At 63.3% G+C, this 21,837-nt stretch carries 25 protein-coding genes, 1 pseudogene and 1 riboswitch; of the genes and pseudogenes, 8 read left to right on the top strand and 18 right to left on the bottom strand.

All coding sequences use genetic code 11. The features are described from left to right. Window positions 1-21 precede the first annotated feature (21 nt). A complete protein-coding gene (locus tag RS897_RS03135) occupies window positions 22-567 on the bottom strand; it encodes a 6,7-dimethyl-8-ribityllumazine synthase (RefSeq protein ID WP_407654421.1) in 546 nt (181 codons plus the stop codon). A gap of 69 nt (window positions 568-636) precedes the next feature. After that, window positions 637-798: riboswitch (FMN riboswitch) on the bottom strand. 487 nt (window positions 799-1,285) lie between these two features. On the opposite strand from RS897_RS03135, the gene RS897_RS03140 reads away from it, so the two are divergent. From RS897_RS03140 to proC, 3 genes are all read left to right on the top strand, one after another. After that, on the top strand, window positions 1,286-1,786 hold the full coding sequence (locus RS897_RS03140) for a type III secretion system chaperone family protein (protein ID WP_315835146.1): 501 nt from the start codon (window positions 1,286-1,288) through the stop codon (window positions 1,784-1,786). Then, a complete protein-coding gene (locus tag RS897_RS03145) occupies window positions 1,752-2,225 on the top strand; it encodes a GNAT family N-acetyltransferase (RefSeq protein ID WP_315835147.1) in 474 nt (157 codons plus the stop codon). The genes RS897_RS03140 and RS897_RS03145 overlap by 35 nt, the downstream gene beginning before the upstream one ends. A gap of 89 nt (window positions 2,226-2,314) precedes the next feature. Next, complete coding sequence (gene proC, locus RS897_RS03150; protein ID WP_315835148.1) at window positions 2,315-3,151, top strand: pyrroline-5-carboxylate reductase; 837 nt, start codon at window positions 2,315-2,317, stop codon at window positions 3,149-3,151. Here proC and RS897_RS03155 read toward each other — a convergent pair. Genes RS897_RS03155 through RS897_RS03165 form a run of 3 tightly spaced genes read right to left on the bottom strand, consistent with a single transcriptional unit; the run spans window position 3,148 to window position 5,874 of the window. Continuing rightward, window positions 3,148-4,536, bottom strand: coding sequence for an ATP-binding protein (locus tag RS897_RS03155; RefSeq protein WP_315835149.1), 1,389 nt, complete (start codon window positions 4,534-4,536; stop codon window positions 3,148-3,150). The genes proC and RS897_RS03155 overlap by 4 nt on opposite strands. Before the next feature lie 19 nt (window positions 4,537-4,555). Next, window positions 4,556-5,293, bottom strand: coding sequence for a response regulator (locus RS897_RS03160; protein WP_315835150.1), 738 nt, complete (start codon window positions 5,291-5,293; stop codon window positions 4,556-4,558). 14 nt (window positions 5,294-5,307) lie between these two features. After that, complete coding sequence (locus tag RS897_RS03165; RefSeq protein WP_407654422.1) at window positions 5,308-5,874, bottom strand: MarR family winged helix-turn-helix transcriptional regulator; 567 nt, start codon at window positions 5,872-5,874, stop codon at window positions 5,308-5,310. 269 nt (window positions 5,875-6,143) lie between these two features. On the opposite strand from RS897_RS03165, the gene RS897_RS03170 reads away from it, so the two are divergent. Further along, window positions 6,144-7,034, top strand: coding sequence for a branched-chain amino acid aminotransferase (locus RS897_RS03170; RefSeq protein ID WP_315835152.1), 891 nt, complete (start codon window positions 6,144-6,146; stop codon window positions 7,032-7,034). Between the two features lie 67 nt (window positions 7,035-7,101). Here the strand turns inward: RS897_RS03170 and RS897_RS03175 are convergent, their stop codons facing one another. From RS897_RS03175 to uvrC, 7 genes are all read right to left on the bottom strand, one after another. Beyond that, window positions 7,102-7,482 (bottom strand): hypothetical protein, encoded by a 381-nt coding sequence (locus RS897_RS03175; protein WP_315835153.1) that lies wholly within the window; start codon window positions 7,480-7,482, stop codon window positions 7,102-7,104. A gap of 17 nt (window positions 7,483-7,499) precedes the next feature. Then, on the bottom strand, window positions 7,500-8,894 hold the full coding sequence (locus RS897_RS03180) for an MATE family efflux transporter (RefSeq protein WP_315835154.1): 1,395 nt from the start codon (window positions 8,892-8,894) through the stop codon (window positions 7,500-7,502). 187 nt (window positions 8,895-9,081) lie between these two features. Further along, complete coding sequence (gene prmB, locus RS897_RS03185) at window positions 9,082-10,062, bottom strand: 50S ribosomal protein L3 N(5)-glutamine methyltransferase (RefSeq protein ID WP_315835155.1); 981 nt, start codon at window positions 10,060-10,062, stop codon at window positions 9,082-9,084. After that, a complete protein-coding gene (locus RS897_RS03190; protein ID WP_315835156.1) occupies window positions 10,062-10,532 on the bottom strand; it encodes a molybdenum cofactor biosynthesis protein MoaE in 471 nt (156 codons plus the stop codon). The genes prmB and RS897_RS03190 overlap by 1 nt, the downstream gene beginning before the upstream one ends. 9 nt (window positions 10,533-10,541) lie before the next feature. After that, window positions 10,542-10,790, bottom strand: coding sequence for a molybdopterin converting factor subunit 1 (gene moaD, locus RS897_RS03195; RefSeq protein WP_315835157.1), 249 nt, complete (start codon window positions 10,788-10,790; stop codon window positions 10,542-10,544). After that, a complete protein-coding gene (gene pgsA, locus RS897_RS03200; RefSeq protein WP_315835158.1) occupies window positions 10,787-11,401 on the bottom strand; it encodes a CDP-diacylglycerol--glycerol-3-phosphate 3-phosphatidyltransferase in 615 nt (204 codons plus the stop codon). The genes moaD and pgsA overlap by 4 nt, the downstream gene beginning before the upstream one ends. A 198-nt stretch (window positions 11,402-11,599) precedes the next feature. Next, on the bottom strand, window positions 11,600-13,651 hold the full coding sequence (gene uvrC / locus RS897_RS03205; protein ID WP_315835159.1) for an excinuclease ABC subunit UvrC: 2,052 nt from the start codon (window positions 13,649-13,651) through the stop codon (window positions 11,600-11,602). Window positions 13,652-13,929: 278 nt separating this feature from the next. Here uvrC and RS897_RS03210 point away from each other — a divergent pair, with 278 nt between their 5' ends. Next, on the top strand, window positions 13,930-14,544 hold the full coding sequence (locus tag RS897_RS03210; RefSeq protein ID WP_315835160.1) for an outer membrane protein: 615 nt from the start codon (window positions 13,930-13,932) through the stop codon (window positions 14,542-14,544). A gap of 170 nt (window positions 14,545-14,714) precedes the next feature. Here RS897_RS03210 and RS897_RS03215 read toward each other — a convergent pair whose 3' ends face one another. The 4 genes from RS897_RS03215 to RS897_RS03230 all read right to left on the bottom strand — a co-directional run bounded on the left by RS897_RS03215 (window position 14,715) and on the right by RS897_RS03230 (window position 17,638). Further along, window positions 14,715-14,930, bottom strand: coding sequence for a cold-shock protein (locus tag RS897_RS03215; RefSeq protein ID WP_211966385.1), 216 nt, complete (start codon window positions 14,928-14,930; stop codon window positions 14,715-14,717). A gap of 299 nt (window positions 14,931-15,229) precedes the next feature. Further along, window positions 15,230-16,090 carry a 23S rRNA (adenine(2030)-N(6))-methyltransferase RlmJ gene (locus tag RS897_RS03220; protein ID WP_315835161.1) on the bottom strand — a complete coding sequence of 287 codons (861 nt, stop codon included), beginning with the start codon at window positions 16,088-16,090 and terminating at the stop codon, window positions 15,230-15,232. A 192-nt stretch (window positions 16,091-16,282) separates the two neighbouring features. After that, a complete protein-coding gene (locus RS897_RS03225) occupies window positions 16,283-17,005 on the bottom strand; it encodes a ribonuclease T2 family protein (protein WP_315835162.1) in 723 nt (240 codons plus the stop codon). 150 nt (window positions 17,006-17,155) lie between these two features. After that, entirely contained in the window at window positions 17,156-17,638 is a 483-nt protein-coding gene (locus RS897_RS03230) for a hypothetical protein (protein WP_315835163.1), read from the bottom strand. A gap of 167 nt (window positions 17,639-17,805) precedes the next feature. Between RS897_RS03230 and RS897_RS03235 the strand changes: the two genes are divergently transcribed. The 3 genes from RS897_RS03235 (at window position 17,806) to RS897_RS03245 (ending at window position 19,447) form a co-directional block, all read left to right on the top strand. Continuing rightward, window positions 17,806-18,120 (top strand): hypothetical protein, encoded by a 315-nt coding sequence (locus RS897_RS03235; protein WP_315835164.1) that lies wholly within the window; start codon window positions 17,806-17,808, stop codon window positions 18,118-18,120. A gap of 88 nt (window positions 18,121-18,208) precedes the next feature. Then, on the top strand, window positions 18,209-18,685 hold the full coding sequence (locus RS897_RS03240) for a DUF3617 domain-containing protein (protein WP_315835165.1): 477 nt from the start codon (window positions 18,209-18,211) through the stop codon (window positions 18,683-18,685). A gap of 207 nt (window positions 18,686-18,892) precedes the next feature. Beyond that, entirely contained in the window at window positions 18,893-19,447 is a 555-nt protein-coding gene (locus RS897_RS03245; RefSeq protein WP_315835166.1) for a DUF3617 domain-containing protein, read from the top strand. A gap of 60 nt (window positions 19,448-19,507) precedes the next feature. On the opposite strand, the gene RS897_RS03250 is transcribed toward RS897_RS03245, so the two are convergent. The 3 genes and pseudogenes from RS897_RS03250 to hisS form a co-directional block, all read right to left on the bottom strand. Further along, the gene (locus RS897_RS03250; protein ID WP_315835167.1) at window positions 19,508-19,903 is read right to left on the bottom strand and encodes a thioesterase family protein; all 396 of its coding nucleotides are present in this window, start codon (window positions 19,901-19,903) and stop codon (window positions 19,508-19,510) included. Window positions 19,904-20,056: 153 nt separating this feature from the next. Next, window positions 20,057-20,260 (bottom strand): annotated as a pseudogene (locus RS897_RS03255) (tautomerase family protein); the annotation flags it as partial. Window positions 20,261-20,311: 51 nt separating this feature from the next. Next, on the bottom strand, window positions 20,312-21,778 hold the full coding sequence (gene hisS / locus RS897_RS03260) for a histidine--tRNA ligase (protein ID WP_315835168.1): 1,467 nt from the start codon (window positions 21,776-21,778) through the stop codon (window positions 20,312-20,314). Window positions 21,779-21,837: the final 59 nt, after the last annotated feature.

A 21,837-nucleotide genomic window follows, 5' to 3' on the forward strand; every position in this document is an offset into this window, starting at 1 on the left:
ATGAGTTGCCTCGCATTATCTTCAGTCGAGCCCGGCGACGACCTGGCTGCCGAGGTGATCCAGGCTGAGCAGCGTATTCACGCAAGCCTGCGCCACCTCAACGCCTTTGGTCGCGAAATGCTGCCGGAAGAAATCGACATGCGCCGCGTGCTCATGAAACTGCTGTGGCGTGAGCACCGCGGAGAAGATCGGAATTTCAGTCTGCAGTTGCACCTGCATTAGCGCATTGATCACGGTAGAGGCCACGAATTCGTGCCGGTAAATGCCGCCGTCGACCACGAGCGCGGCCGCGACGATCGCGGTGTAGCGCCCTGTCTTGGCGAGCAACTGCGCGTGCAGCGGAATTTCGTAGGCGCCGGGAACCTCGAACAGGCCAACCTGGCTTTCCGGGATGCCCTGCGCCGCAGCCTCCTTCAGGAACGCCAGCCGGCAGGCCTCGACGATCTCGCGATGCCAGGACGACTGGATGAAAGCCACGCGATGCGGCTTTGTAAAGCGACGCGGCTCGACTGGCGATGTTGGAGTGGGAGTTGAGTTTGACGTGATGTCGTTAGTCATCTGATTCATGGCTCTTCCTTGTTAGGACCAGAATCAGGGCACACGGGCCATCAGCCGCGCGTGAACGCAGCTGTCGTTTCCCGTTCTCTTTCATCCGGACTTTAACCGTCGGCTTCGGAATCACACCGAATCTGCTGACCTCACCAGCTTCCCCGAAGGGCAACCGGTGAGCGCTCGCGGGCTTAGGCCACAGAGACCCTTACCGCCGGTGGGGACTTTCACCCCGCCCTGAGAACATGACCGCCCGGAATGGACAGCCAAGGCAAATTATGGAGAACCGCCGGGGCATGCGCAAGCCGCCCCGGGAGCTACAGGGCTGCATATCCGGCATGTCCGAAGGCTCATCCCAGTCGCCCAAGGAGGTCCCAGACCCACTCTCCAAGGCGCTCCCAAGGCGATTTCCCAACCGGCACAGACTCGCGACACGGGAAAACCGCTCCCGCGACTCGCGCCCCGCGAATCCGATTCCGTTTTGTTCTCATGAACCACGACGATGAGTTGTGGACGACCCGGCCTTTGCCTGTGGACGGGATTCACCCCCGGTTGCGCCCCTGCCGCAAATCACTGATCAATTCGTCAGCGCAGGTTGCCTTGCTGGGCAGCACCCCGATCAGGATCTGACTCGTGGTGTGCAAATACGGGCAACATGTTTGCGACATCAATCGCGCGACATCCGGCGTCTCGTATTCGGCGTGCGCATCATCGGCACAAGGCAGGGCGCAACAGCATGTCCCATCCGGACATCACACTTGATTCTCCAGGCAACCCGATCACCGTGGTCGAGGAGATCGCGGCGTTCAACGACTGGGCGTTCGAGCGCTCCGGCATCGACGAGGTCACGATCCTCGCCAAGGGAGCCTGGACCGATTACGAGGTCTCCTTCACCTGGATGAGCGAGATCGAAGCGCTGCATCTGGCGTGCGCCTTCGACATGAAAATTCCGGAAGTGCGGCGCGCGGAAGTGCAGCGGCTGATCGCATCGATCAACGAACAATTGTGGGTCGGACACTTCGACCTGTGGACCAGCACCGGGCTGATCATGTACCGGCAGGCGCTGGTGCTGCCGAACGGCATCATCGCGTCTGAAGCGCAGTGCGAGACGATGTTCGTCGGCGCGGTGCAGGCTTGCGAGCGCTACTTCCCGGCGTTCCAGTTCGTGGTCTGGGCGGGCAAATCGGCAGCGGATGCCATGAGTGCGGCGCTGTTCGACACCGCAGGGGAAGCGTAAGGCTGAGGCGGTCATGAGTGATCCGGCAATCGTCGTTCCAGACCAGCCCGGTGAAACCGACCGCAAAGCCATTGTCGAGGCCTTGGTCGCCTTCAACGACAAGGCCGCCGGACCATCCGGTTTTCAACCGCTCGCCGTTTTGATTCAAGATCCGGTGACCGCCGCAACGCTGGGCGGGCTGTGGGGCAAAATCGTTTACGACTGGCTGTTCGTCGAGCTGCTGGTGGTGCCCGAACAATTCAGGGGCAAGCGAATCGGCGCGCAGATCCTGGCCCGCGCCGAAGAGATCGCTCAAGCGCGCGGATGCGTCGGCGTCTGGCTCGACACTTACGCCTTCCAGGCACCGGGCTTCTACGACAAGCTCGGCTACGAGGTTTTCGGCAGCCTCGAGGATCATCCACGCGGCTCGCAGCGGCTCTTTCTCCGGAAGCGCTTGTAAGATCGCGAACTTCCATCGCAGGTTGGGATATAGACAGAGCGGCCCCGTCCGATGCTATGGTCGCCCGAGATCGTATCAGGACATGTTCAATGACAGCGACGACCGCCTCTAACACACTTCTAAAGCTTTCCGGTACACTTGCGCTCGCAGGCGCCGGCAAGATGGGCGGTGCGATGCTGACGGGCTGGCTCGCGCAGGGGCTCGATCCGAAACGTGTGGTCGTCATCGACCCCCATATCTCCGACGAGATCCGCGCGACCGCCGGCCGGGGCGTACGGCTGAATCCGGCTGCGGATAAAACCGGCCCCGTTGCCGTCCTTGTGCTAGCGGTGAAGCCACAGATGTTTCGCGAGGCGGGCGCCGCTCTGCGGTCGCTGGTCGGTCCCGGCACCCTCGTGGTGTCGATCATGGCAGGCACCACCATCGCATCGATCACCGACGTCTGCGGCGGCGCGGTGGTCCGCGCGATGCCGAACACGCCGGCCGCGATCGGCCGCGGCATCACGGTGGCAGTGCCGGCACCAGCCGTGACCGCCGAACAGCGCGCCATCACTGATGCGCTGCTGCGCGCCACCGGCTCGGTGGAATGGGTTGACAATGAGACGCTGATCGATGCGGTGACCGCCGTATCGGGCTCGGGACCCGCCTATGTGTTCCTGCTGGCGGAGGAACTGGCGCGTGCCGGTGTCGCCGCCGGCCTGCCCGCAGCGCTGGCCGCCAGGCTCGCGCGCGAGACCGTGTCCGGCTCGGGCGAGTTGCTGCACCGCTCGGATCTCGACGCCGCAGTGCTCAGGCAGAACGTGACCTCGCCGGGCGGCACCACCGCCGCCGCGCTCGGCGTGCTGATGGGACCGGACGGGCTCAAGGAATTGATGACCCGCGCCGTCGCCGCGGCAACAAAACGCTCGAAGGAATTGGCGGGTTAAACCGGAATCCGCACCGTCGCGCGCAAGCCACCGAGCGGACTGTCGCCCAGCATGATGTCGCCACCGTGAGTGCGGGCGATGTCGCGGGCGATCGCAAGCCCAAGGCCGGTGCCGCCTTCATCCTGGTTGCGCGCATCGTCGAGCCGCAGGAATGGCTTGAACACTTCCTCGCGCATGCCCGGTGGAATCCCGGGGCCATCGTCGTCCACGGTGACGCTGAGATAGCGATGATCGCGATGGCCGGTGATGGAAATCGCATCGGCATAACGCGCCGCGTTCGACACCAGATTTGCGAGGCAGCGCTTGAAGGCAGCGGGCTTCACCGTCACGGTCGGGTGGCCGTGGAACACGACGGTGGCGGCATGGCCATGCCGCTCGGCATCGCTGCGCAATTCCTCCAACGCCGCCTGCATGTCGGTGGGCTGCGCCTGCTCGCCGCTGTCGCCGCGGGCAAACGCGAGATACGCCTCGAGCATGCCGTTCATTTCATCGACATCCTTGCGCATCGCCTCGACTTCCGGGCTGTCGCCGATCAGCGCCAGCTCGAGCTTGAAGCGGGTCAGGATGGTGCGCAAATCGTGCGAGACGCCCGCCAGCATCGCGGTGCGCTGCTCGATGCTGCGCTCGATGCGGGTCCGCATTTCGAAGAACGCCTGCGCCGCACGGCGGACTTCGCGCGCGCCGCGCGGGCGGAAATCCGGCTGCTCGCGGCCCTTGCCGAAACTCTCGGCGGCATCCGCCAGCCGCAGGATCGGCTTGATCTGGTTGCGCAGAAACAGCACCGCGACGATCAGCAGGATCGAGGAGGTGCCGAGCATCCAGAAGATGAAGATCTCCGAGTTCGACGCATAGGCGGCGCTGCGCCGGGCGAAGATCCGCATGATGGTGTCGTCGAGCTTAATGCGGATTTCGACCAGCGAGGATTTGCCGACAGTATCGATCCAGAATGGCTTGCCGATCTGCTGGCTGAGCTGCACCGACAAGGTCTGGTCCAACAGCGAGAAGAACGGCTTCGGCCCGGGCGGCGGCATATCGCCGACGGGCAGGAAATCGACCACGAGCTGCAGCCGCTCCTGGGCGATCCGGCGCAGCTGGGTGCGATCCTTGTCCTGCGGGTAGACCTTGTAGATTTCGATCAGCGCCGCGATGTCCTGCACCACCGCCGCCGACAGATGCCGCGTCACCGTGTTCCAGTGCCGCTCCATGAACACGAAAGCGACCACCGACTGCAGGATCACCATCGGCACAATGATGATCAGAAGCGCGCGGGCATAGAGGCCCTTGGGCATCCAGTTCTTGAACGTGCTGCCCATCCAGCCGCTGGCATCCGACACCCGCTGCGAGGCGGTGCGGATCAGGGTCAGGCCGGTGTCGATGGTGCTCATGTCTGTCGGTCGCAATCGATCAAGGCGATGCCACCAGCCGATACCCGATCCCGCGCACCGCCTGCAGGAACAGCGGATTGGCCGGGTCGCGCTCGATCTTGCGGCGCAGGCGGTTGATCTGCACGTCGACAGCGCGTTCGTTGACCGAACCGCCGCCGGTGAGCGCGCCGCGCGGCACGGTTTCGCCCGGTTGCGCCGCGAGGATGCGCAGCATCTCGCGCTCGCGATCGGTCAACTTCAGGATCTCGTCGCCCTGGCGCAACTCGCCGCGATCGAGATGATAAACGTAGGGCCCGAAGGCCACTTCCTCGACCACCTGCGCGGGCACAGGCGCCGCGCGCTTGAGGATATTGGCGATCCGCAGCACCAGTTCGCGCGGCTCGAACGGCTTGGCCACATAGTCGTCGGCGCCGATCTGCAGGCCCTCGATCCGCGCTTCGGCCTCGGCTCGCGCGGTCAGCATGATGATCGGGACCGGCGAGGTCGCACGCAGCGAGCGCGCCAGATCGAACCCGGTTTCGCCGGGCATCATCACGTCCAGGATCAGGAGATCGAAATGCAGGCCGGCCAATTTGGAGCGAGCGTCGGCCGCACTCATCGCCGTGGTCACGCGGTAACCTTCATTGGCCAGAAACCGGGACAGCAGATCACGGATGCGGCGGTCGTCGTCGACCAGGAGAATGTGCGACGCATCGTCGGTCGGTTCGGGCCTTGCACTCGGAACGGTCGCTGCCGTCCGAGCCGATGTCGTCTGCATTGTCATGATCCTTGCTATCTCGGCCCTGTCTTGCCGCCCGCGCCCGGCTTGGCGCCCACACCGAGAATGATTTCGAGCACCTTGTCCGGATCATGGCGATCGATCATCGCCCGCAGGAATTGCCGCACCACCTCGGTATCATCGGTGCCGATCCCCTGCAGCGCCCGGTTGATCCGGTCGGTCTGCAACCCGGCAAGCTTTGCCACCAGCGCCTCGCCTTTCGGCGTGGCGAACAGCAGGCGCTGCCTGCGGTCACTGTCGCCCGACTTCTGCACGATATAATCCTCGTCGAGCAGCTGTTTAAGCACCCGCCCGAGCGATTGCTTGGTGATGCGCAACACATCGAGCAGATCGGCCACCTTCAGCCCGGGGTAGCGGGTGACGAAATGGACGACACGATGATGGGCGCGGCCGAACCCGAACGCCCGCAACACCTCGTCGGCATCCCCGACGAAATCCCGATACGCAAAAAACAACAGTTCGATGATGTCCCAGCGCAGCTCCGCCTCGCCGCCCGGCTGCGGTCCCGTGCTGCCGCTACGCGGCGCAGGCATGTCTGGTTTGAAATTTACGTCAGGCATATTGACATATTTTGGTTTCATTGTTACAAAAACATCGTTCACCGCGAAATATTAAACCATTTTGCCGGCCAACCGATGTGAAGCATCGCCGCACCCGACAAGAGGACCGACGGAAAACCTCCGATTTTCGGTCGTCCAACTGTCGGCTGGCGCTTCGCGAAACATACTGGACTTCGGGTGTTCCCGCAAAAGCGGGGAATGCCGGTCCAGAACCAAAACCACGGCCATGCGCCAATCACGCAGGACCGCTCAAGACCGGGAGAAGAGCAATGGGTGTGTCATACGACAAAATCGATGGTGTCATCTGGTATGATGGCAAGCTGGTGCCGTGGGGCGACGCCAATGTCCACGTCCTGACCCATGGCCTGCATTATGCCAGCGCCGTGTTTGAGGGCGAGCGGGCCTATGGCGGCCAGATCTTCAAAAGCACCGCCCACAGCGAACGGCTGAAACGCTCGGCCAACATCCTCGATTTCGAGATTCCGTGGTCGGTCGCCGAGATCGACGCCGCCAAGCACCTGGTGCTGGAAAAGAACGGCCTGCCCGACGCCTATGTGCGGCCGGTGGCCTGGCGCGGCTCGGAGATGATGGGCGTCGCAGCGCAGTCCAACACCATCCACCTCGCAATCGCCTGCTGGTCGTGGCCGAGCTATTTCGATCCGGCGGAGCGGCTGAAGGGCATCCGGCTGGCACTCGCGGAGTACCGTCGTCCCGATCCGAAGACGATTCCCGCGCTGGCGAAGGCGGCAGGCCTCTACATGATCTGCACCATCTCCAAGCACAAGGCGGAGCGCCAAGGCTATGCCGACGCCATGATGCTGGACTGGGAGGGACGCGTCGCCGAGTGCACCGGCGCCAACATCTTCTTCATCAAGGATGGCAAGGTCCACACCCCGATCGCCGATTGCTTTTTGGCCGGCATCACCCGCCAGACCGTGATCGATCTGGCAAGGAAGCGCGGCATCGAGGTACTCGAGCGGCGCATCATGCCGGACGAACTGACCGGCTTCACCGAGTGCTTCATCACCGGCACCGCCGCCGAAGTCACCCCCGTGTCGGAAATCGCCGACTGGAGGTTCACGCCGGCGGCCATCACCAAGCAGCTGATGGAGGACTACTCCGCCGAAGTGCAGCCGAAGGGCAACAAGGCGGCGGCATAAGCCATTCGCCTGAAACAGCGTCATTCGAAAACGCCGGGCTGATGAAGCCCGGCGTTTGCGCTTGAAGTTAGCGGCAGGCGAGAGGATCTCGCGCCATAAGAGCCTGTTCCTGATACGCACGGCCGATGCTTGCGGCCATCAACAGGCAGAGCACGACGCAAATCACCGAAACACTCAAATTCAGACGATTGCGGTAGCAGCGTCCGTTGATCACCGCACCGGCGCCATAGATCAGTAAGGCCGGAAGCGCGAACAGATAGACACCGATCGGACCATCGCAATCGAGTGCATCGATGCCCTGCGCCTTGTATTCATTCGGCGGCACCACTATCGCGAACAATGCGAGCGGCAATACCAGCAACAACACGCTAAACCCGAGCCAGCGGATCAACTTGCGTCGCCCGGATCGTGCCGGCTGATATCTTTCGGGATCGGGCGACGAATCCATCGGCTCTGCCGTATCCTTCAGCCCGCAGGCACCTGCTCAAGTCGGTCGCGCCGGGTCCAGCGCCGCAACATCAGACAGGCGACCACGACCAAGCCGACCGCCAGCCCGATCCAGATTCCCAATCCACCAAGACTGGTCCTGAAGGCCAGAATGGCGCTCAGCGACAGACCAATGACCCAATACCCCAATCCCGCATAGATCATCGGAACGCGGGTGTCCTGCAGACCGCGCAGCATGCCGGCGCCGACCACCTGCGCCCCATCCGCGATCTGGAACACCGCCGCGCAAATCAGAAATCCGATTGCGGTGTTGACCACGACGGCATTCGCCGGATCATCGATGTCGATGAAGGCGCTGACCAGAAGCCGCGGTGCGGCAATCATCAACACGCTCATCGCCGCCATGAACAGCACGCCGAGGCCGAATGCGCTCCATCCCGCACGGGTGATGCCGTCGTGATCGCCTGCACCACGCGCGAGACCAACCCGCACGGTCGCCGCCTGCCCAAGCCCGAGCGGCACCATGAAGGTTGCCGTCGCAATCTGGATTGCAATGGAATGGGCTGCGATCGCGGCGGTGCCGAACTGCCCCATCAGGAACACCGCGGCGTTGAACACCATGACCTCGAAGGCGATGGTGATGCCGATCGGGAGCCCAAGCCGCCACAGCGCGACCAGCCGCGGCCAGTCCGACCGCCACCAGCGCCCAAACAGGCGGTAGCGGCGAAACCTGGGGCCGAACGTCACCACCAGCGCCAGGCCGACGAACATGAAGGTGTTCGACAGCGCGGTCGCGATACCGGATCCGCGGAGCCCGAGCGCAGGCAAGCCGAGATGACCGAACACCAGGGCCCAATTCGCAACGATATTGAACAGGATGGCCATGCCGGTGATCATCAGCGCCCACACCGGCCGCTCCAGCGCCGACACGAACGATCGCAGCGCAATATAGCCTAGCGCCGGAAGTAATCCCCACTGCAGCGCACGCACGAACGATTGCGCGGCGGCAGCGAGCTCCGGCTCCTGGCCGAACAGCAGCAGAATCGCCTCGCTGTGCCACAGCAACGCCCAGCACGGTACCGACACGATCACCGCCGACCACAATCCCTGGCGGAAGGTGCGCCGCACATCGCGGACAACACTTCGCTTGCGTCCGATGGCACTCGCCATCATCGGCGAAGTCGCGACCACGAGGCCGATCGCGAACATCAGCAGACCCAAATAGAGATTGGCACCGAGTGTTCCGGCAGCGAGCGCGGAGGCGCCGAGCCGGCCAATCACGATCACATCGGTGGTGGTCAGCGCGGTCTGGGCGAGATTCGTGAGCACCAGCGGCCAGCCGAGCGCCAGCATCGCCCGGAATTCACCGAGCCAGGCATCGCGCGAAAACGCGCTTTGGCGGGCAACCAGCATGAAGATTCAATCGTTCGCATTCGGGTCTGAAGCGGTGGTGCGACAGGCGTTGACATCGTTGTCGAACGCAGGCGCAGGTCGGGCGTTGATGGATGCCGCTGGATAAAGGCAGCGCGCGGATTTGACCAGAGCCGCGGCTGCAAGACAGACATGAGGCGATGAGGGTCCGTGCGACGACGCGTCGCTGCTATCGGGCGGTACCTAGCGCAGACGCCGGCAGCCAGAACACTTCGCCTTCCGAATCCTCGGTATCAAGCCAGAGCAGTGGCAAATGCGGGAACGCCTCTTCGACATTGTCGCGGCCCCGGCCGACTTCGCAGATCAATCCGCCCTCTTCGGTGAGATAACGTCCCGCATCCGCCACAATCCGCCGCACGATGTCGAGACCGTCGGCACCGCCGTCGAAAGCGATCTTCGGTTCATGCCGGCATTCGCGCGGCAGGCTCGCCATGCCGTCGGCGTCGACATAGGGCGGGTTGGTGATGATCAGATCGTAGCGAACATCCTGGGGCAACGGCGCGAACAGATCGCCGCGATAGAGCGTAACGGTTTGCCCAACGCCATGCTCGTCGACATTGCGGGCCGCCACCGCCAAGGCATCCTTGGAAATGTCGACGGCGTCGACGTCCGCAGCCGGGAAATGCCGGGCGGCGAGAATGGCAAGACAGCCTGAACCGGTACAGAGATCGAGCACCCGCTCCACCATTGCGGGATCGTCGATCAACGAGCCGTCGTCACCGCTGAAATGCGAGTCCAGCAGTTCACCGATGTAGGAGCGCGGCACGATCACCCGCTCGTCGACATAGAACGGCAGCCCGCGCATGTAGATCTTGTTGAGCAGATAGGCCGCCGGCTTGCGGGTGCGAACCCGCGCATCGATCAGCGCAAGAAGCGCGGCGCCTTCCGCCTTCGTCACCTGCGCCATGGCAAAGGTTTCGAATTGATCAAGCTGCAGGTGCAGCGTTTCGGAGACGATAAAGACCGCTTCCGCCACCGGATCGGGCGTGCCATGGGCGAACGCCAGCTTGGCCTCGTTGAAGCGGCTGACCGCGAAACGAACATAGTCCAGCAGCGTGGCGAGCTCGGATGCGGCAACCTTCGTGGTCGCCGCAGGAGACCGCTTTGCGGCGCCGGTGCGCCGCGTCGACGCTTTCGCCTTTTTCGCCATCAGGATTTGTCCCAGCGGGTGACGGCTTCGTCGTCACGATGATGGGTATCAACCCATGAAGACGCGCCTTGCGCACGTTCCTCGGATTTCCAGAATGGCGCGTTGGCCTTCAGATAGTCCATCAGGAATTCGGCACCCAGGAACGCCGCTTCGCGGTGTGCGGAGGCGGTCAGCACCAGCACGATGTTGTCGCCGGGCACGACGCGGCCGTAGCGATGAATCACGGTGACGCCGGTGAGCGGCCAGCGCGTGATGGCCTGGTCCACATGACGGCGGATCTCAGCCTCAGCCATGCCGGGATAATGCTCGAGCGTCAGCGCCGTGATGGCCTCGGGCCCCTCACTGCCGCGGCAAATGCCGCTGAAGGACACCACCGCGCCGATGTCGGTACGCCCCGCCGTCAGCGCCGCGATCTCTCGCGAGACGTCGAAATCGTCCGGCTGCAGGCGGATGGTGACGGGAACGGTCATGGCTTTGTGTCAGCCGCCGGTCATCGGCGGAAAGAACGCGATCTCGCGGGCACCGGAGATCGTCGCATCCGGCTTCACATGGGTATGGTCGATGGCGGCGCGGATCACCGGCTTCTCGAACGCATGGGCATACTCTTCGCCGAGCCCTTTCAGCCACTGCATCAGTTCAGCCACGGTCCGCACCGACGCCGGTGGATCGATGATTTCTTCCGCCTTGCCCACGCGCTCCCGCACCCAGGCAAAATAGAGGACCTTCATGAGTCCTCCTTGATCAAATGACCAAGGCCTGCCCGGAAATAGTCCCAGCCGGTGTAGAGCGTGATAATGGCGGAGATCCACAGCAGCACCAGTCCGATCATAATCGTCTGCGGCAGTATCGCTTCACCCGCTTCGCCCGCGATCAAAAAGCCGATCGCGACCAGTTGGACGGTGGTCTTCCATTTCGCAAGCTGCGACACCGGAACGCTGACGCGCAATGCGGCGAGGTATTCGCGCAGGCCGGACACCAGGATCTCGCGGCACAAAATGACGATGGCGGCCCACAACGACCAGCCGCGGATAATTTCGTCCGCTGCCAGCATCAGCAGGCACGACGACACCAGGAGCTTGTCGGCAATCGGATCAAGCATCCGGCCGAAGGCCGACTGCTGATCCCAGATCCGGGCATAATAACCGTCGAGGAAATCGGTCACGCCGGCGGCAACGAAGAAAAACAGAGCGACCCAGCGCAGCCAAAGCGGCCCCTCGCCGATCGACTGGCCATACATGCAGCCAACCACCACCGGGACCGCCGCGATCCGCGAATAGGTGAGTATGTTTGGGAGCGAAAGCGAGCGCCTCGCGCCTTCTCTGGCCGTCACGCTGTCCATGTGCATTACCAATACCGCCCGCGCATCCACGTCAACCGCCGAGACCACATCTCGTCCCGTCCTGGCAAATCAACATTCCAATCAAAGCCCAGGGACAAATAGCGTTATTCCGCCCCAGCGCAAAGCCGGACCGGCCCACCGGGACAAGAATAATACGGCTTTTGACCCACCGCAGAGATCGCCTGTATTTGCAGGCCGTTACTTCGATTGTGCATGAAAGAAATCGAAAATCTTGCGGGCTCCCTCGGCGCTGATGCCCGGAACCTTGCCGAGGTCGGCAACCGACGCCCGCTCGATCTCCTTCAATGTCCCAAAATGGTGGAGCAGCGCACGTTTGCGTGACGGCCCGATGCCCGGAATCTCCTGCAATCCGGCTTCCCGGATGTCCTTCTTGCGCAACTTGCGGTGCGATCCGATGACGAATCGATGGGCCTCGTCACGCAGCCGCTGCAGGAAATAGAGCACCGGATCGCGGGGTTCGAGCTTCAGCGCCGGCCGGTCGGGCAAAAACAGGGTTTCCCGCCCGGCATCGCGGTCGGGCCCCTTGGCGACCGATATCAGCGACACATTTGTGACGCCCAGCGACTTGAACGTCTCGCGCACCGCATTGAGCTGGCCCATGCCACCATCGATGATGACGAGATCGGGCCACTGCGGAACGGCATCGTCATTTTCCCGTGCCGGCCCGGTATCCCCCTCCGGGGCGTCCGCCAGCAGCCGCTTGAAGCGCCGCTCCAGCACCTCGCGCATCATCCCATAGTCGTCACCCGGGGTCAGATTGTCGGAGCGGATATTGAACTTGCGGTATTGGTTCTTGATGAAACCATCCGGCCCAGCGACGATCATGGCGCCGACGGCATTGGTGCCCTGGATGTGGCTGTTGTCGTACACCTCGATCCGTCGCGGCGCGCGCGGCAAGCCGAGCGTCGTCACCATCGCCTCGAGCAAGCGCGACTGGGTCGCGGTATCAGCCAGCTTGCGGCCCAGCGCCTCGCGCGCGTTGTTGAACGCGTGGGTGATCAGGTCTTTTTTCTCGCCCCGCTGCGGGACGTTGACCTCGACCTTGAATCCCATCTTGGTGGTCAGGGCCTCGGCCAGCAGACTGCGCTCCTCGATCTCGTGCGACAGCAGGATGAGCTTCGGCGGCGGCTTGTCGTCGTAGAATTGTGCCAGGAACGCGCCCAGCACTTCGCCCGCCGCGAACGACTTGTCGGCGCGCGGGAAGTAGGCTCGGTTGCCCCAATTCTGGCCGGTGCGGAAGAAGAACACCTCGACGCAGGAGTAGCCGCCCTCCTGATGGATGGCGAACACATCGGCTTCGTCGACCGTCCGCGGATTGACACCCTGCTGCGACTGGATGGCGGACAAGGCCGCGAGACGGTCGCGATAGATCGCCGCGCTCTCGAACGCGAGGTCGGTGGACGCCTTCTCCATTTCATCGGCGAGCAATTGCTTCACCGCGCGGCTGCGGCCCGACAGAAAGTCCGTCGCCTCGCGGACAAGCTCCGTGTAGCCGGGAAAATCAACCTCGTTGGTGCAGGGGCCGGCGCAGCGCTTGATCTGGTACAGCAGGCAAGGACGGCTGCGGCTCTCGAAAAACGAATCCGTGCAGGAGCGCACCAGAAAGGCGCGCTGCAGCGCCGTAATGGTGCGGTTGACCGCCCCAACAGACGCGAACGGACCGAAATAGCGTCCCGGTCGCGATTGCGCACCGCGGTGCTTGAGAATTTGCGGCGCCCAGTGATCGCCGGTGATCAGGATATAAGGGAACGACTTGTCATCGCGCAGCTGCACATTGAAGCGCGGGCGCAGTTGCTTGATCAGGTTGGCTTCGAGCAGCAGCGCCTCGGTCTCGGTCGCGGTCGACACGATTTCGACGCTGACCGTCGCCGCGATCATCCGCGCGATACGGGTCTGATGTCCCGTCGGCCGCGCATAGGACGACAGGCGTTTCTGGATATTCTTGGCCTTGCCGACATACAGCACATCCTGCGTGCCATTGAGCATGCGGTAGACGCCGGGCGAGGTCGGGGCGAGACGAACCGCCTGCGCGATGACGGCGCGTCCGGTCGCAAGCGGCCCTTCCGGCGCCGCTTCGTCGGACTCGTCGATCACCTCCGGCAGCCGGCCCTCGTCGTCCTCGGCAGCGGCGCTTTCGAGGTCGAGCTCCTGCGGCGGCACGTCGCTGGCTGAAGCCGGCGGCGCCTTCGCGGCTTCGGGCGCAGGCTGATTGATTCGGTCGTTATCCATCGATCTCTAAATAGTTACCCGGCACCGGCTGAGCCAGCGCCGCTGCGCCGAAACCGGCACCTGGACCCGACATCCACAAGGCGTCATCGCGGAGGCCCGACGGCGCGGCCGCCGTCCATAAGTAAGACTCTTTTAACGCCAATACGGCGGCGCGCGCCGGACTTAACGCCTGTTTAACTTAAAGATCTCGATAAATCCTGCGTATCAAGTTTGGACTTCCGTAACCGTACGGTTCCCTTAGGGACCCGCGGCACGGCTTGAGTGGTCGGAGAGTTGAGATGAGTAAGGCAACCCTCGGTGCAGCTGTTATCGCTGTCCTGTGCGCAACCGCATCGGTGCAGGCCGCCGACCTGCCCTATCGCCCCTACACGGTGAACCAGCCGCTCAATGGCTACAGCTGGGCTGGCCCGTATCTCGGCGCCAATCTCGGCTACGGCTGGGGCGAGGTCGAGAACAACCTCGCCAGGCCATCCGGTTTCCAGGGCGGCGTGCAAGCTGGTTACAACTGGCAGTCGGGACAATTCGTATTCGGCATCGAGGGCGACATCCAGGCCAGCGGCGCCGACGACCGTTTCGCGTCCTGGAAGTTCTCCAACCCCTGGTTCGGCACGATCCGCGGCCGCGTGGGTTATGCCATGAACAACGTCCTGCTCTACGGCACCGGCGGTCTCGCATTCGGCGAACTGAAGGCCGAATCGTTCGGCCTGACGGAAACCCACACCAATGCGGGCTGGACGGTCGGTGCAGGCGCCGAGATCGGCTTCGCACCGAACTGGTCGGCCAAGGTCGAGTATCTGTTTGTCGACCTGTCCAGAGACAACTTCGTGCTGACCGGCACGTCCAACAGCCTGAATTTCAGCACCATCCGCGTCGGCGTGAACTATCACTTCTGATCAGATCCCAAACAGCAAAGATCCCGGCCGCGACAGCGTGCCGGGATTTTTGCTGTGACCTTGATCCGATGACAACAGCCATACCGTCGCGCGCGAGGGCATCGGGCAGTCGCAACCGCACACAAACTCGAGTCTGACGCGTTCAGTTCAAGTCCGCCCGAGCAATCCGCTCAGGATGAAACCACAAGATCGACCGCCTTGGGGCCCTTGCCCTTCTTGTCCGGTTCGACCTCGAACGTGATGCGCTGTCCTTCCTTCAAGTCCTTCAAACCGGCGCGTTCGACCGCCGTGATGTGCACGAACACATCGCGACCGCCGTCGTCCGGCTTGATGAAGCCGTAGCCACGTTCACCATTAAAGAACTTGACGGTTCCCGTCATAGCCATCGGGAAAACTCCTCTCCCCGCAATACTTCGCCAACGCAATTCGAGCCTTGGCGCGACCGGACATTCACTTCCGGATAGTATCGGCCGCTGGGTGTCATCCCGACGGGCGGAGGTGGGGCGTGTATGACGGCCAACCCTGCCCTGACAATCCAGAAACCTTCTCACTCCGCCACGACCATTCGCGGACGCGGAACGTAAAGCCCGCCCTCACGTGACGAGCATAATACGCTTCCATGCAAATTGACTATGGCTCAATTGCAAAAATGGATCGGTCGCAGGAAATCATCCCATTCCGATTGTCAGATCTTGCCCGTTTCAACCCGAAAGCGCGCTGCGCCGCCTTGGCCGAGCGGTTTCTGCAACTCGGGCAGCAGGGTTTTCAACTCGCCGGCGAGTGTCCAGGGCGGGTTAACCACCAACAGCCCCGCCGATGCCAGCGGACCATCGACAGTCTGGGGCGCGACGCTGAATTCAATGCGCAGCACCTTGTCGTCGCCGGGCTTAGCCGCCGCAGTCTGCACCACACTTCGGGCCAGGGTTTCGGTCGCCCGCCGTTCTTTGACGGGATACCAGAGCATGTAGCTGCCGGTCGGCCATTTCGCGAACGCCCCGGCAAAGCCATCGGCGAGCCGCGTGAACTCGTCTTTGGCCTCGAACGGCGGATCGATCAGCACCAGGCCCCGCCGTTCGTTGGGCGGCACGAAGGCCGGCAGCGCCGTCCAGCCGTCGAGATCGACCACCCGCCCCTGCTCGTCCCGGCGCAGCGCAGAGATCAGGCGCTTGCGCGCCTGCTCCTCGACCTCACAGGCCACCAGCCGGTCCTGTGGACGCAGCATGGCGCGGGCGATCAGCGGCGATCCCGGATAGGTCTTGAGCTGTCCCGGCGGATTGAACGCCCGCACAATGTCCAAATACGGGCCGACCAGCGGCTGTGCGGCTTCCGAAAACCGCGCCTGCATCAGGCGTGCGATCCCGGTCAGCCATTCGCCGCTGCGGGTCGCCTCGGAGCCCGTGAGGTCATACAGGCCGGCGCCGGCATGGGTGTCGATCACCCGAAACGCCGCCGGCTTGTCCTGCAGATAGCTGAGGATCCGCACCAGCACGATGTGCTTGATGACGTCAGCGAAATTTCCGGCGTGAAAGGCGTGACGATAGTTCATATCCAAGGCCTAAAGCATTTTGCGCTGGAGTGGAAACGTTCGGCGGGGACGCCCCCCCCCCGGACTCCACGACAACCACCGGACAAAAAAACGCCCCCGTGTCCGACACGAGGGCGTCAGTTGAGGCCAACATGGCGTTGGCGCGAAGAAGCATTGGGCGCGAAGAATTGGAACCGGGTGCGAGGGTCAGCGTCAGCTGCCGCGCATCGGCGGCATTTCCACCTTGTCGCGGCGGCAGGCGCGGCGGTCGATTTCCTCGCAGGCGCGGAACTGCAGGTCTTTGCTCAGGCAGACCCGCACCTCGCTGAGCCGCCGGCTGTCGCAGGTCACCGAAATCGCCGCAGTGCTGAGGCCGGGATTGGCCTTGACGAAGGCGTCCTCGAGGTCGGCCGGCGTCACCATCCGGCTCTCCGACAGATCAAGGTATTCGGCCGGGATTTTCACCGCCGCGCGGGCCTTGCGGACCGTCTCGAAATAGGCGCGCGCGCCGAGCCCGGAGCAGGTGCCGTGCTTGTCCCATTCATTGAAGATCAGCCCCGGCGCCGGCATCAAATCCAACATCGACGACACGATGTTGCGGTCGAGCCGCGGCGCGGGCCGCTGGCAATAGTTCGGGAAGCCGCGGTCGTATTGCGGCCACAGCCCGTGCACCACGAACGAATAGGGCCGGCCACCGCACTGGATCTGCTGATTGCGCCCGGTATTGCCGCGCTCGCTCGCCGCCTCGCAGAACGACGGCGACCAGGACAGCGACAGCACATAGAAATCGAATTCGCCCGGCGCATTCTGCCGGTGATCCTGCGCCCGGGCCGGATTGAGGGCCAACGCGCTCCCCAACAGGGCTATCAGCGCCAGGAAGACAAAAGCTTTTGAAATGCCGCGGATCGAGAAACGCTGAGACGGAAACTGGATCATGGCAACGCCCCTTACAGACACACAACCACCTTGAACCACTCCTCAAGCCTAGCCAGCCAACGAGAACATTTCAAGAACAAACTTAAACGCCGCGCGCTTCACAGCACGCGGCGTCAAAATCTGGCTCAAATCTCGAGTGTTCAGAAGTGGTTACGGACGGGCAGCCTTGCAGGCCGGATTGTAGGCCCAGTTGCGGTCGAGCCCGGTGACGCACCATTCGACGCCGGAGCCGTAGCCGGCGAAGCCACCGTCCTCGATGATCGAATAATGCACCCAACGTGCCTTGCCGTCGCTCAGCATGGCGTGCGCGGAGCAGAAGCGGCGCGGAATGGAGTTCGCTGCCCAGGGCCGGAACGCGACCTCACGCACTTTCTCATAACCCGTGATCTGCAGGCTGGAATTCCAGTACTTGCCTTCCTTTTCGGAAAACCGGGACGAGATGGTGTCCAGCGCCTGCTCGCAGGCCGGCACGTTGCTGTCATAACGCGGGCCGGACAGCCAGAAGTTCATTTCCAGCGGATTGGCCGCCTCGGCCGCGGTGCCGAATGCCAGCAGGCCAAGAAGCAGAGCAAGACATGCGGCGAATGCCGCACCGGCGCTGGATTTGCTGAAGGATTTGAAAAGCTCGCGCATGGACCGCCTGCCGATTGTTGATTGCGGCGGACGGTGCCGCGAAGCCGGCAGCAGGTCAAGTGCACGACGGCAACACCGGCCAACTACTCCCCCGCAATGCCGCATCCCGGCTTCTCAGCGCCCCGGCCGGCCGGTAAGTTAGGCGCTGGAATCGAATGGAGATCGAGATGCGAATGAAAACCACCGGCGCACTGGCGGCCGCCTTGGGAGTTGCCTTGGGAGTTCTGCTGTCCGCAGCAGCGACCAGCACGGCACGCGCATATTGGGTGCCGCCGTTCAAGGGCAACGACACCGGTGGCATCATTTCGTATGAGCTGGTCCGCCGGGCAGACGCCAGGGCGATGGCGATCGATCACTGCGCGCAATACGGCAAGGTCGTGAAGCTGACCGGGATGCAGCCGGTGTATGGCGGCTATCTCTCGTTTGCCTGCATCTGGCCGCGGGCGGGACGCGCTGACCACGCGTTGCGCGTTCGCTACTGACATCGTTCTGAGAAAATCATCGGTTAAACGCGGGCGCACCGATCAATCGGTCGCCCGTTTTTATTGTTCATTTGGAGGAGAGATTTTCATGTCGAGTTTCTTCCCGTCTCGCGCGCTCGGCGTGCTCGTGCTCTGCACCGCCCTTCCCACGCTCGCCCATGCCGTCGATCTGCCCACGCGCAAGCCTGGATTGTGGGAGGTCAAGATGATCATGGCCGGCGCAAAGACGCCGGCGATGACCATGCACGAATGCACCGACGCCAGCACCGACAAGGAGATGACCTCCTCGTTCGCAGGAACGGACAAGGACGCCTGCACGAAAAACGACATCAAGAAGACGGCGACCGGCTTCGCGGTGGACTCGCAGTGCAAGGCCGACGGCGCACCGATGACCATGCAGGCCGACATCTCCGGGGATTTCAACTCCGCCTACACGGTGAGGGTGAAGTCGAAAGTCGGCGGCAAGGCGCCGCAGAGCACCGATGTGACGATGGACGCGAAGTGGATCGGCGCCTGCCCGGCCGGCCAGAAGCCCGGCGACGTGGTCCTCCCCGGGATGAAGTAGCGCCTGCTTTCTGCCGCCGGGGCACGGCCGGTTTCCGGTGGCCATCTCTCATTTGCGAGTATCTCGCCACCTGCACGGCAGGTAGAACGGCCACCGCACATTCGCTGCGACATAATTCCCGGTCGAATCATGCTGTAGCTCCGGATGCGCGTCACCGGCTCTGCGCCGGCCGATCCATATTGATGTTGATTTGAGGAGCTATTCCCGATGCGAAGCCTGCTGACCCATGGCGCGATCAGTGCCGCGCTGATCTGCCTCGCCCTGCCCGCAACAGCCCACGCCGGGGAACTGGAGCTGCCGACGCGCAAGCCCGGCCTGTGGGACATGAAGATGTTGTCCGCGGAAAGCCAGAAGACGCCGATCTCGATGCAGCAGTGCACTGACGAGGCAACCGACAAGGTGCTGATGGCCCGGATCAACTCGCAGCCGGTCAGCGCGGCCTGCAGCAAGCGCGACATGCAGAAGACCGCGACCGGCTACATCATGGACACGGAGTGCGGCACTCCGGGCATGACCATGAAGTCGCACACCGAGATCACCGGCGACTTCAACTCCGCTTACACCATCAAGATGACGTCGCAGCATCTCGCCAATGGCGTGTCGCGCGACACCAACATCACCGTCGAAGCCAAGTGGGTCGGCGCCTGCGCCGCCGACCAGAAGGCCGGAGACATGATCATGCCCGGCGGCGCAAAGATGAACGTCAAGGATCTGGAAGAAGCCGCACGCAACATGAAGAACAACATGATGAAGAAGCAGTGAGACGCGGCAGTCGCCACTGCATCCATCAGCGGCCCATGGTCCGCCGCAGCCGCGCGGCGATCATGTGCCGGGGAACTGCTTCCTGAACTTCACGACATCGACCACGCCGCGCCGGTGGGTGCCGTCACCGATCTTGCGGTCGCCGTCGAAGGCTGTGACCTCGAACAGCACGCTGCGGGCCTCGACCTCGATCACCCGGGCGATGGCGCGCACCACGCGCCCCACCGGGGTCGCCGCGAGATGCCGGACATTGACCTCGGTGCCGACGCTGACGAAACCCTCCGGCAAATGCGGCGCGATCGCCGCCGCCGATGCGGTTTCCATCAGCAGGATCATCATCGGCGTGGCGTAGACTTTCGGCATATGCGCCACGAAATGACCGACGGTGAGTTCGTCGGTCACCGTCACGCTGTCTTCGCCGCTCATGCCGACAGCGATGGCATCCAATGCGCTCATTCAATCGCTCCGAAATGAAGTGAAAACCCTCATCCTGAAGAGCGGCCTTTTGGCCGTGTCTCGAAGGATGAGGCCCGCATGCAGAGACGTGTCGGCCTCATGGTTCGAGACGGCGCACATGCGCCTCCTCACCATGAGGGGGCATCGGTCGCGTTACGTCTTCGTCTGGCGTTCGAGGAAGGTCTGGCCGTTCTTCATCTTGTCGGTGAGCTTGGCTTCGATGATCTGCACGGTGACGACGTCGGAGGGGACCCCGAGGTTCTTCACCAGCGCCTGGGTGATATCGAGCATCATGCCCTTCTTCTGCTCGTCGGTCCGGCCGGCGGCCATGAACACGTGGACTTCAGGCATTGTTTGCTCCTTTTGTTGGTTGGACGTTACTCGTGATGAACGTCGGTTGCCCCGAAATCAACCCCAGTTCACGTCATGGCGCGCCAGCACGTCGCGCACGGCGTTGACGAGATTGTCTTCCCTGGCCGCGAACTGGGCCGGACGGGTTTCCCGCCATTCCTGATTGGAGGCTATGGCGGCCGCGGCCTTGGCGCCTTCGATCAGATCCTTGATCTGGACTTCGCCGCGCGCCTTTTCGTCCGAACCCTGGATGATGACGCACGGCGAATTGCGCCGGTCGGCGTATTTGAGCTGGTTGCCCATGTTCTTGGGATTGCCGAGATAGAGCTCGGCGCGGATGCCGGCTTTGCGCAGCACCGTGACCATCGCCTGATAGTCACCGATACGATCGCGGTCGAACACCGTGACCACCACCGGGCCGAATTCCGGCGTGGTGTCGAGCTTGCCGATCAGAGTGAGCGCCGCCTGCAGCCGCGACACGCCGATCGAGAAACCGGTGGCCGGCACGGGTTCGCCACGGAAGCGCGAGACCAGACCATCGTAGCGGCCGCCGCCGCCGACCGAGCCGAAGCGCACCGGGCGCCCTTTCTCGTCCTTGGTCTCGAGCAGCAGCTCAACCTCGTAGACCGGGCCGGTGTAGTATTCGAGACCGCGCACGACCGACGGATCGATCTTGATACGATCCTCGCCATAACCGCCCGCGGTGACGAGTTGCCTGATCTGGTCGAGCTCGGCCTGTCCCTCGGCGGCGAGTTTCGACTCGCCGCCCGGGCGACCTTCGGTGAACGCGATGACTTGCTCGATGGCCTCCGGCGCGAGCTCGGCGCCCTTGGTGAAATCGCCGCTTTCGTCCTTGCGACCCGCGCCGAGCAACAAACGCACGCCATCGGTGCCGAACTTGTCGAGCTTGTCGATGGCGCGCAGCACTGTGAGCCTGCGGCCCGCATTGGTCTCGCCGCCCAGCCCGATTGCCTCCAGCACGCCGTCGAGCACCTTGCGGTTGTTGACCTTCACCACATAAGCGCCGCGCGGAATGCCGAGCGCCTCCATGGTGTCGGCGGCCATCATGCAGATCTCTGCATCCGCCGCCGGCGAGGCGCTGCCCACCGTGTCGGCGTCGAACTGCATGAACTGGCGGAAGCGGCCGGGGCCCGGCTTTTCGTTGCGATAGACATAGCCGGCGCGATAACTGCGATAGGGTTTCGGCAGCGTCTCGAAATTTTCCGCCACATAACGCGCCAGCGGCGCCGTGAGATCATAACGCAGGCTGATCCACTGCTCGTCGTCGTCCTGGAACGAGAACACGCCCTCGTTGGGGCGGTCCTGATCGGGGAGGAATTTGCCGAGCGCGTCGGTGTATTCCATCGCCGGCGTCTCCACCGGCTCGAAGCCATAGAGCTCGTAGACCTGCTGGATGGTGGCGATCATGCGCCGCGTCGCCGCGATTTCGGCGGGACCACGATCGGCGAGGCCGCGCGGCAGCCGGGCCTTGAGTTTCTGAGGTTTTTTGGATTTTTCGGACATGTCACTCGGATCGGGCCGGCAGGCCACCCGGTGCCGCGGATGCGGGGCACCGACCTGCG

It is taken from the genome of Bradyrhizobium prioriisuperbiae (assembly GCF_032397745.1).
GTDB classification, from domain to species: domain Bacteria; phylum Pseudomonadota; class Alphaproteobacteria; order Rhizobiales; family Xanthobacteraceae; genus Bradyrhizobium_A; species Bradyrhizobium_A prioriisuperbiae.

Excerpts from the sequence above, each read along its gene's own strand:
- RS897_RS03220 (WP_315835161.1), bottom strand. The coding sequence starts at position 16,090 with ATGAACTATCGTCACGCCTTTCACGCCGGAAATTTCGCTGACGTCATC.
- RS897_RS03165 (WP_407654422.1), bottom strand. The coding sequence starts at position 5,874 with ATGCCTGACGTAAATTTCAAACCAGACATGCCTGCGCCGCGTAGCGGC.
- pgsA (WP_315835158.1), bottom strand. The coding sequence starts at position 11,401 with ATGGACAGCGTGACGGCCAGAGAAGGCGCGAGGCGCTCGCTTTCGCTC.
- RS897_RS03160 (WP_315835150.1), bottom strand. The coding sequence starts at position 5,293 with ATGCAGACGACATCGGCTCGGACGGCAGCGACCGTTCCGAGTGCAAGG.
- RS897_RS03240 (WP_315835165.1), top strand. The coding sequence starts at position 18,209 with ATGTCGAGTTTCTTCCCGTCTCGCGCGCTCGGCGTGCTCGTGCTCTGC.
- uvrC (WP_315835159.1), bottom strand. The coding sequence starts at position 13,651 with ATGGATAACGACCGAATCAATCAGCCTGCGCCCGAAGCCGCGAAGGCG.
- RS897_RS03170 (WP_315835152.1), top strand. The coding sequence starts at position 6,144 with ATGGGTGTGTCATACGACAAAATCGATGGTGTCATCTGGTATGATGGC.
- RS897_RS03135 (WP_407654421.1), bottom strand. The coding sequence starts at position 567 with ATGAATCAGATGACTAACGACATCACGTCAAACTCAACTCCCACTCCA.
- RS897_RS03230 (WP_315835163.1), bottom strand. The coding sequence starts at position 17,638 with ATGCGCGAGCTTTTCAAATCCTTCAGCAAATCCAGCGCCGGTGCGGCA.
- RS897_RS03180 (WP_315835154.1), bottom strand. The coding sequence starts at position 8,894 with ATGCTGGTTGCCCGCCAAAGCGCGTTTTCGCGCGATGCCTGGCTCGGT.
- RS897_RS03215 (WP_211966385.1), bottom strand. The coding sequence starts at position 14,930 with ATGGCTATGACGGGAACCGTCAAGTTCTTTAATGGTGAACGTGGCTAC.
- RS897_RS03210 (WP_315835160.1), top strand. The coding sequence starts at position 13,930 with ATGAGTAAGGCAACCCTCGGTGCAGCTGTTATCGCTGTCCTGTGCGCA.
- RS897_RS03175 (WP_315835153.1), bottom strand. The coding sequence starts at position 7,482 with ATGGATTCGTCGCCCGATCCCGAAAGATATCAGCCGGCACGATCCGGG.
- RS897_RS03250 (WP_315835167.1), bottom strand. The coding sequence starts at position 19,903 with ATGAGCGCATTGGATGCCATCGCTGTCGGCATGAGCGGCGAAGACAGC.
- moaD (WP_315835157.1), bottom strand. The coding sequence starts at position 10,790 with ATGAAGGTCCTCTATTTTGCCTGGGTGCGGGAGCGCGTGGGCAAGGCG.
- RS897_RS03245 (WP_315835166.1), top strand. The coding sequence starts at position 18,893 with ATGCGAAGCCTGCTGACCCATGGCGCGATCAGTGCCGCGCTGATCTGC.
- proC (WP_315835148.1), top strand. The coding sequence starts at position 2,315 with ATGACAGCGACGACCGCCTCTAACACACTTCTAAAGCTTTCCGGTACA.
- prmB (WP_315835155.1), bottom strand. The coding sequence starts at position 10,062 with ATGGCGAAAAAGGCGAAAGCGTCGACGCGGCGCACCGGCGCCGCAAAG.
- hisS (WP_315835168.1), bottom strand. The coding sequence starts at position 21,778 with ATGTCCGAAAAATCCAAAAAACCTCAGAAACTCAAGGCCCGGCTGCCG.
- RS897_RS03225 (WP_315835162.1), bottom strand. The coding sequence starts at position 17,005 with ATGATCCAGTTTCCGTCTCAGCGTTTCTCGATCCGCGGCATTTCAAAA.
- RS897_RS03235 (WP_315835164.1), top strand. The coding sequence starts at position 17,806 with ATGCGAATGAAAACCACCGGCGCACTGGCGGCCGCCTTGGGAGTTGCC.
- RS897_RS03140 (WP_315835146.1), top strand. The coding sequence starts at position 1,286 with ATGTCCCATCCGGACATCACACTTGATTCTCCAGGCAACCCGATCACC.
- RS897_RS03190 (WP_315835156.1), bottom strand. The coding sequence starts at position 10,532 with ATGACCGTTCCCGTCACCATCCGCCTGCAGCCGGACGATTTCGACGTC.
- RS897_RS03155 (WP_315835149.1), bottom strand. The coding sequence starts at position 4,536 with ATGAGCACCATCGACACCGGCCTGACCCTGATCCGCACCGCCTCGCAG.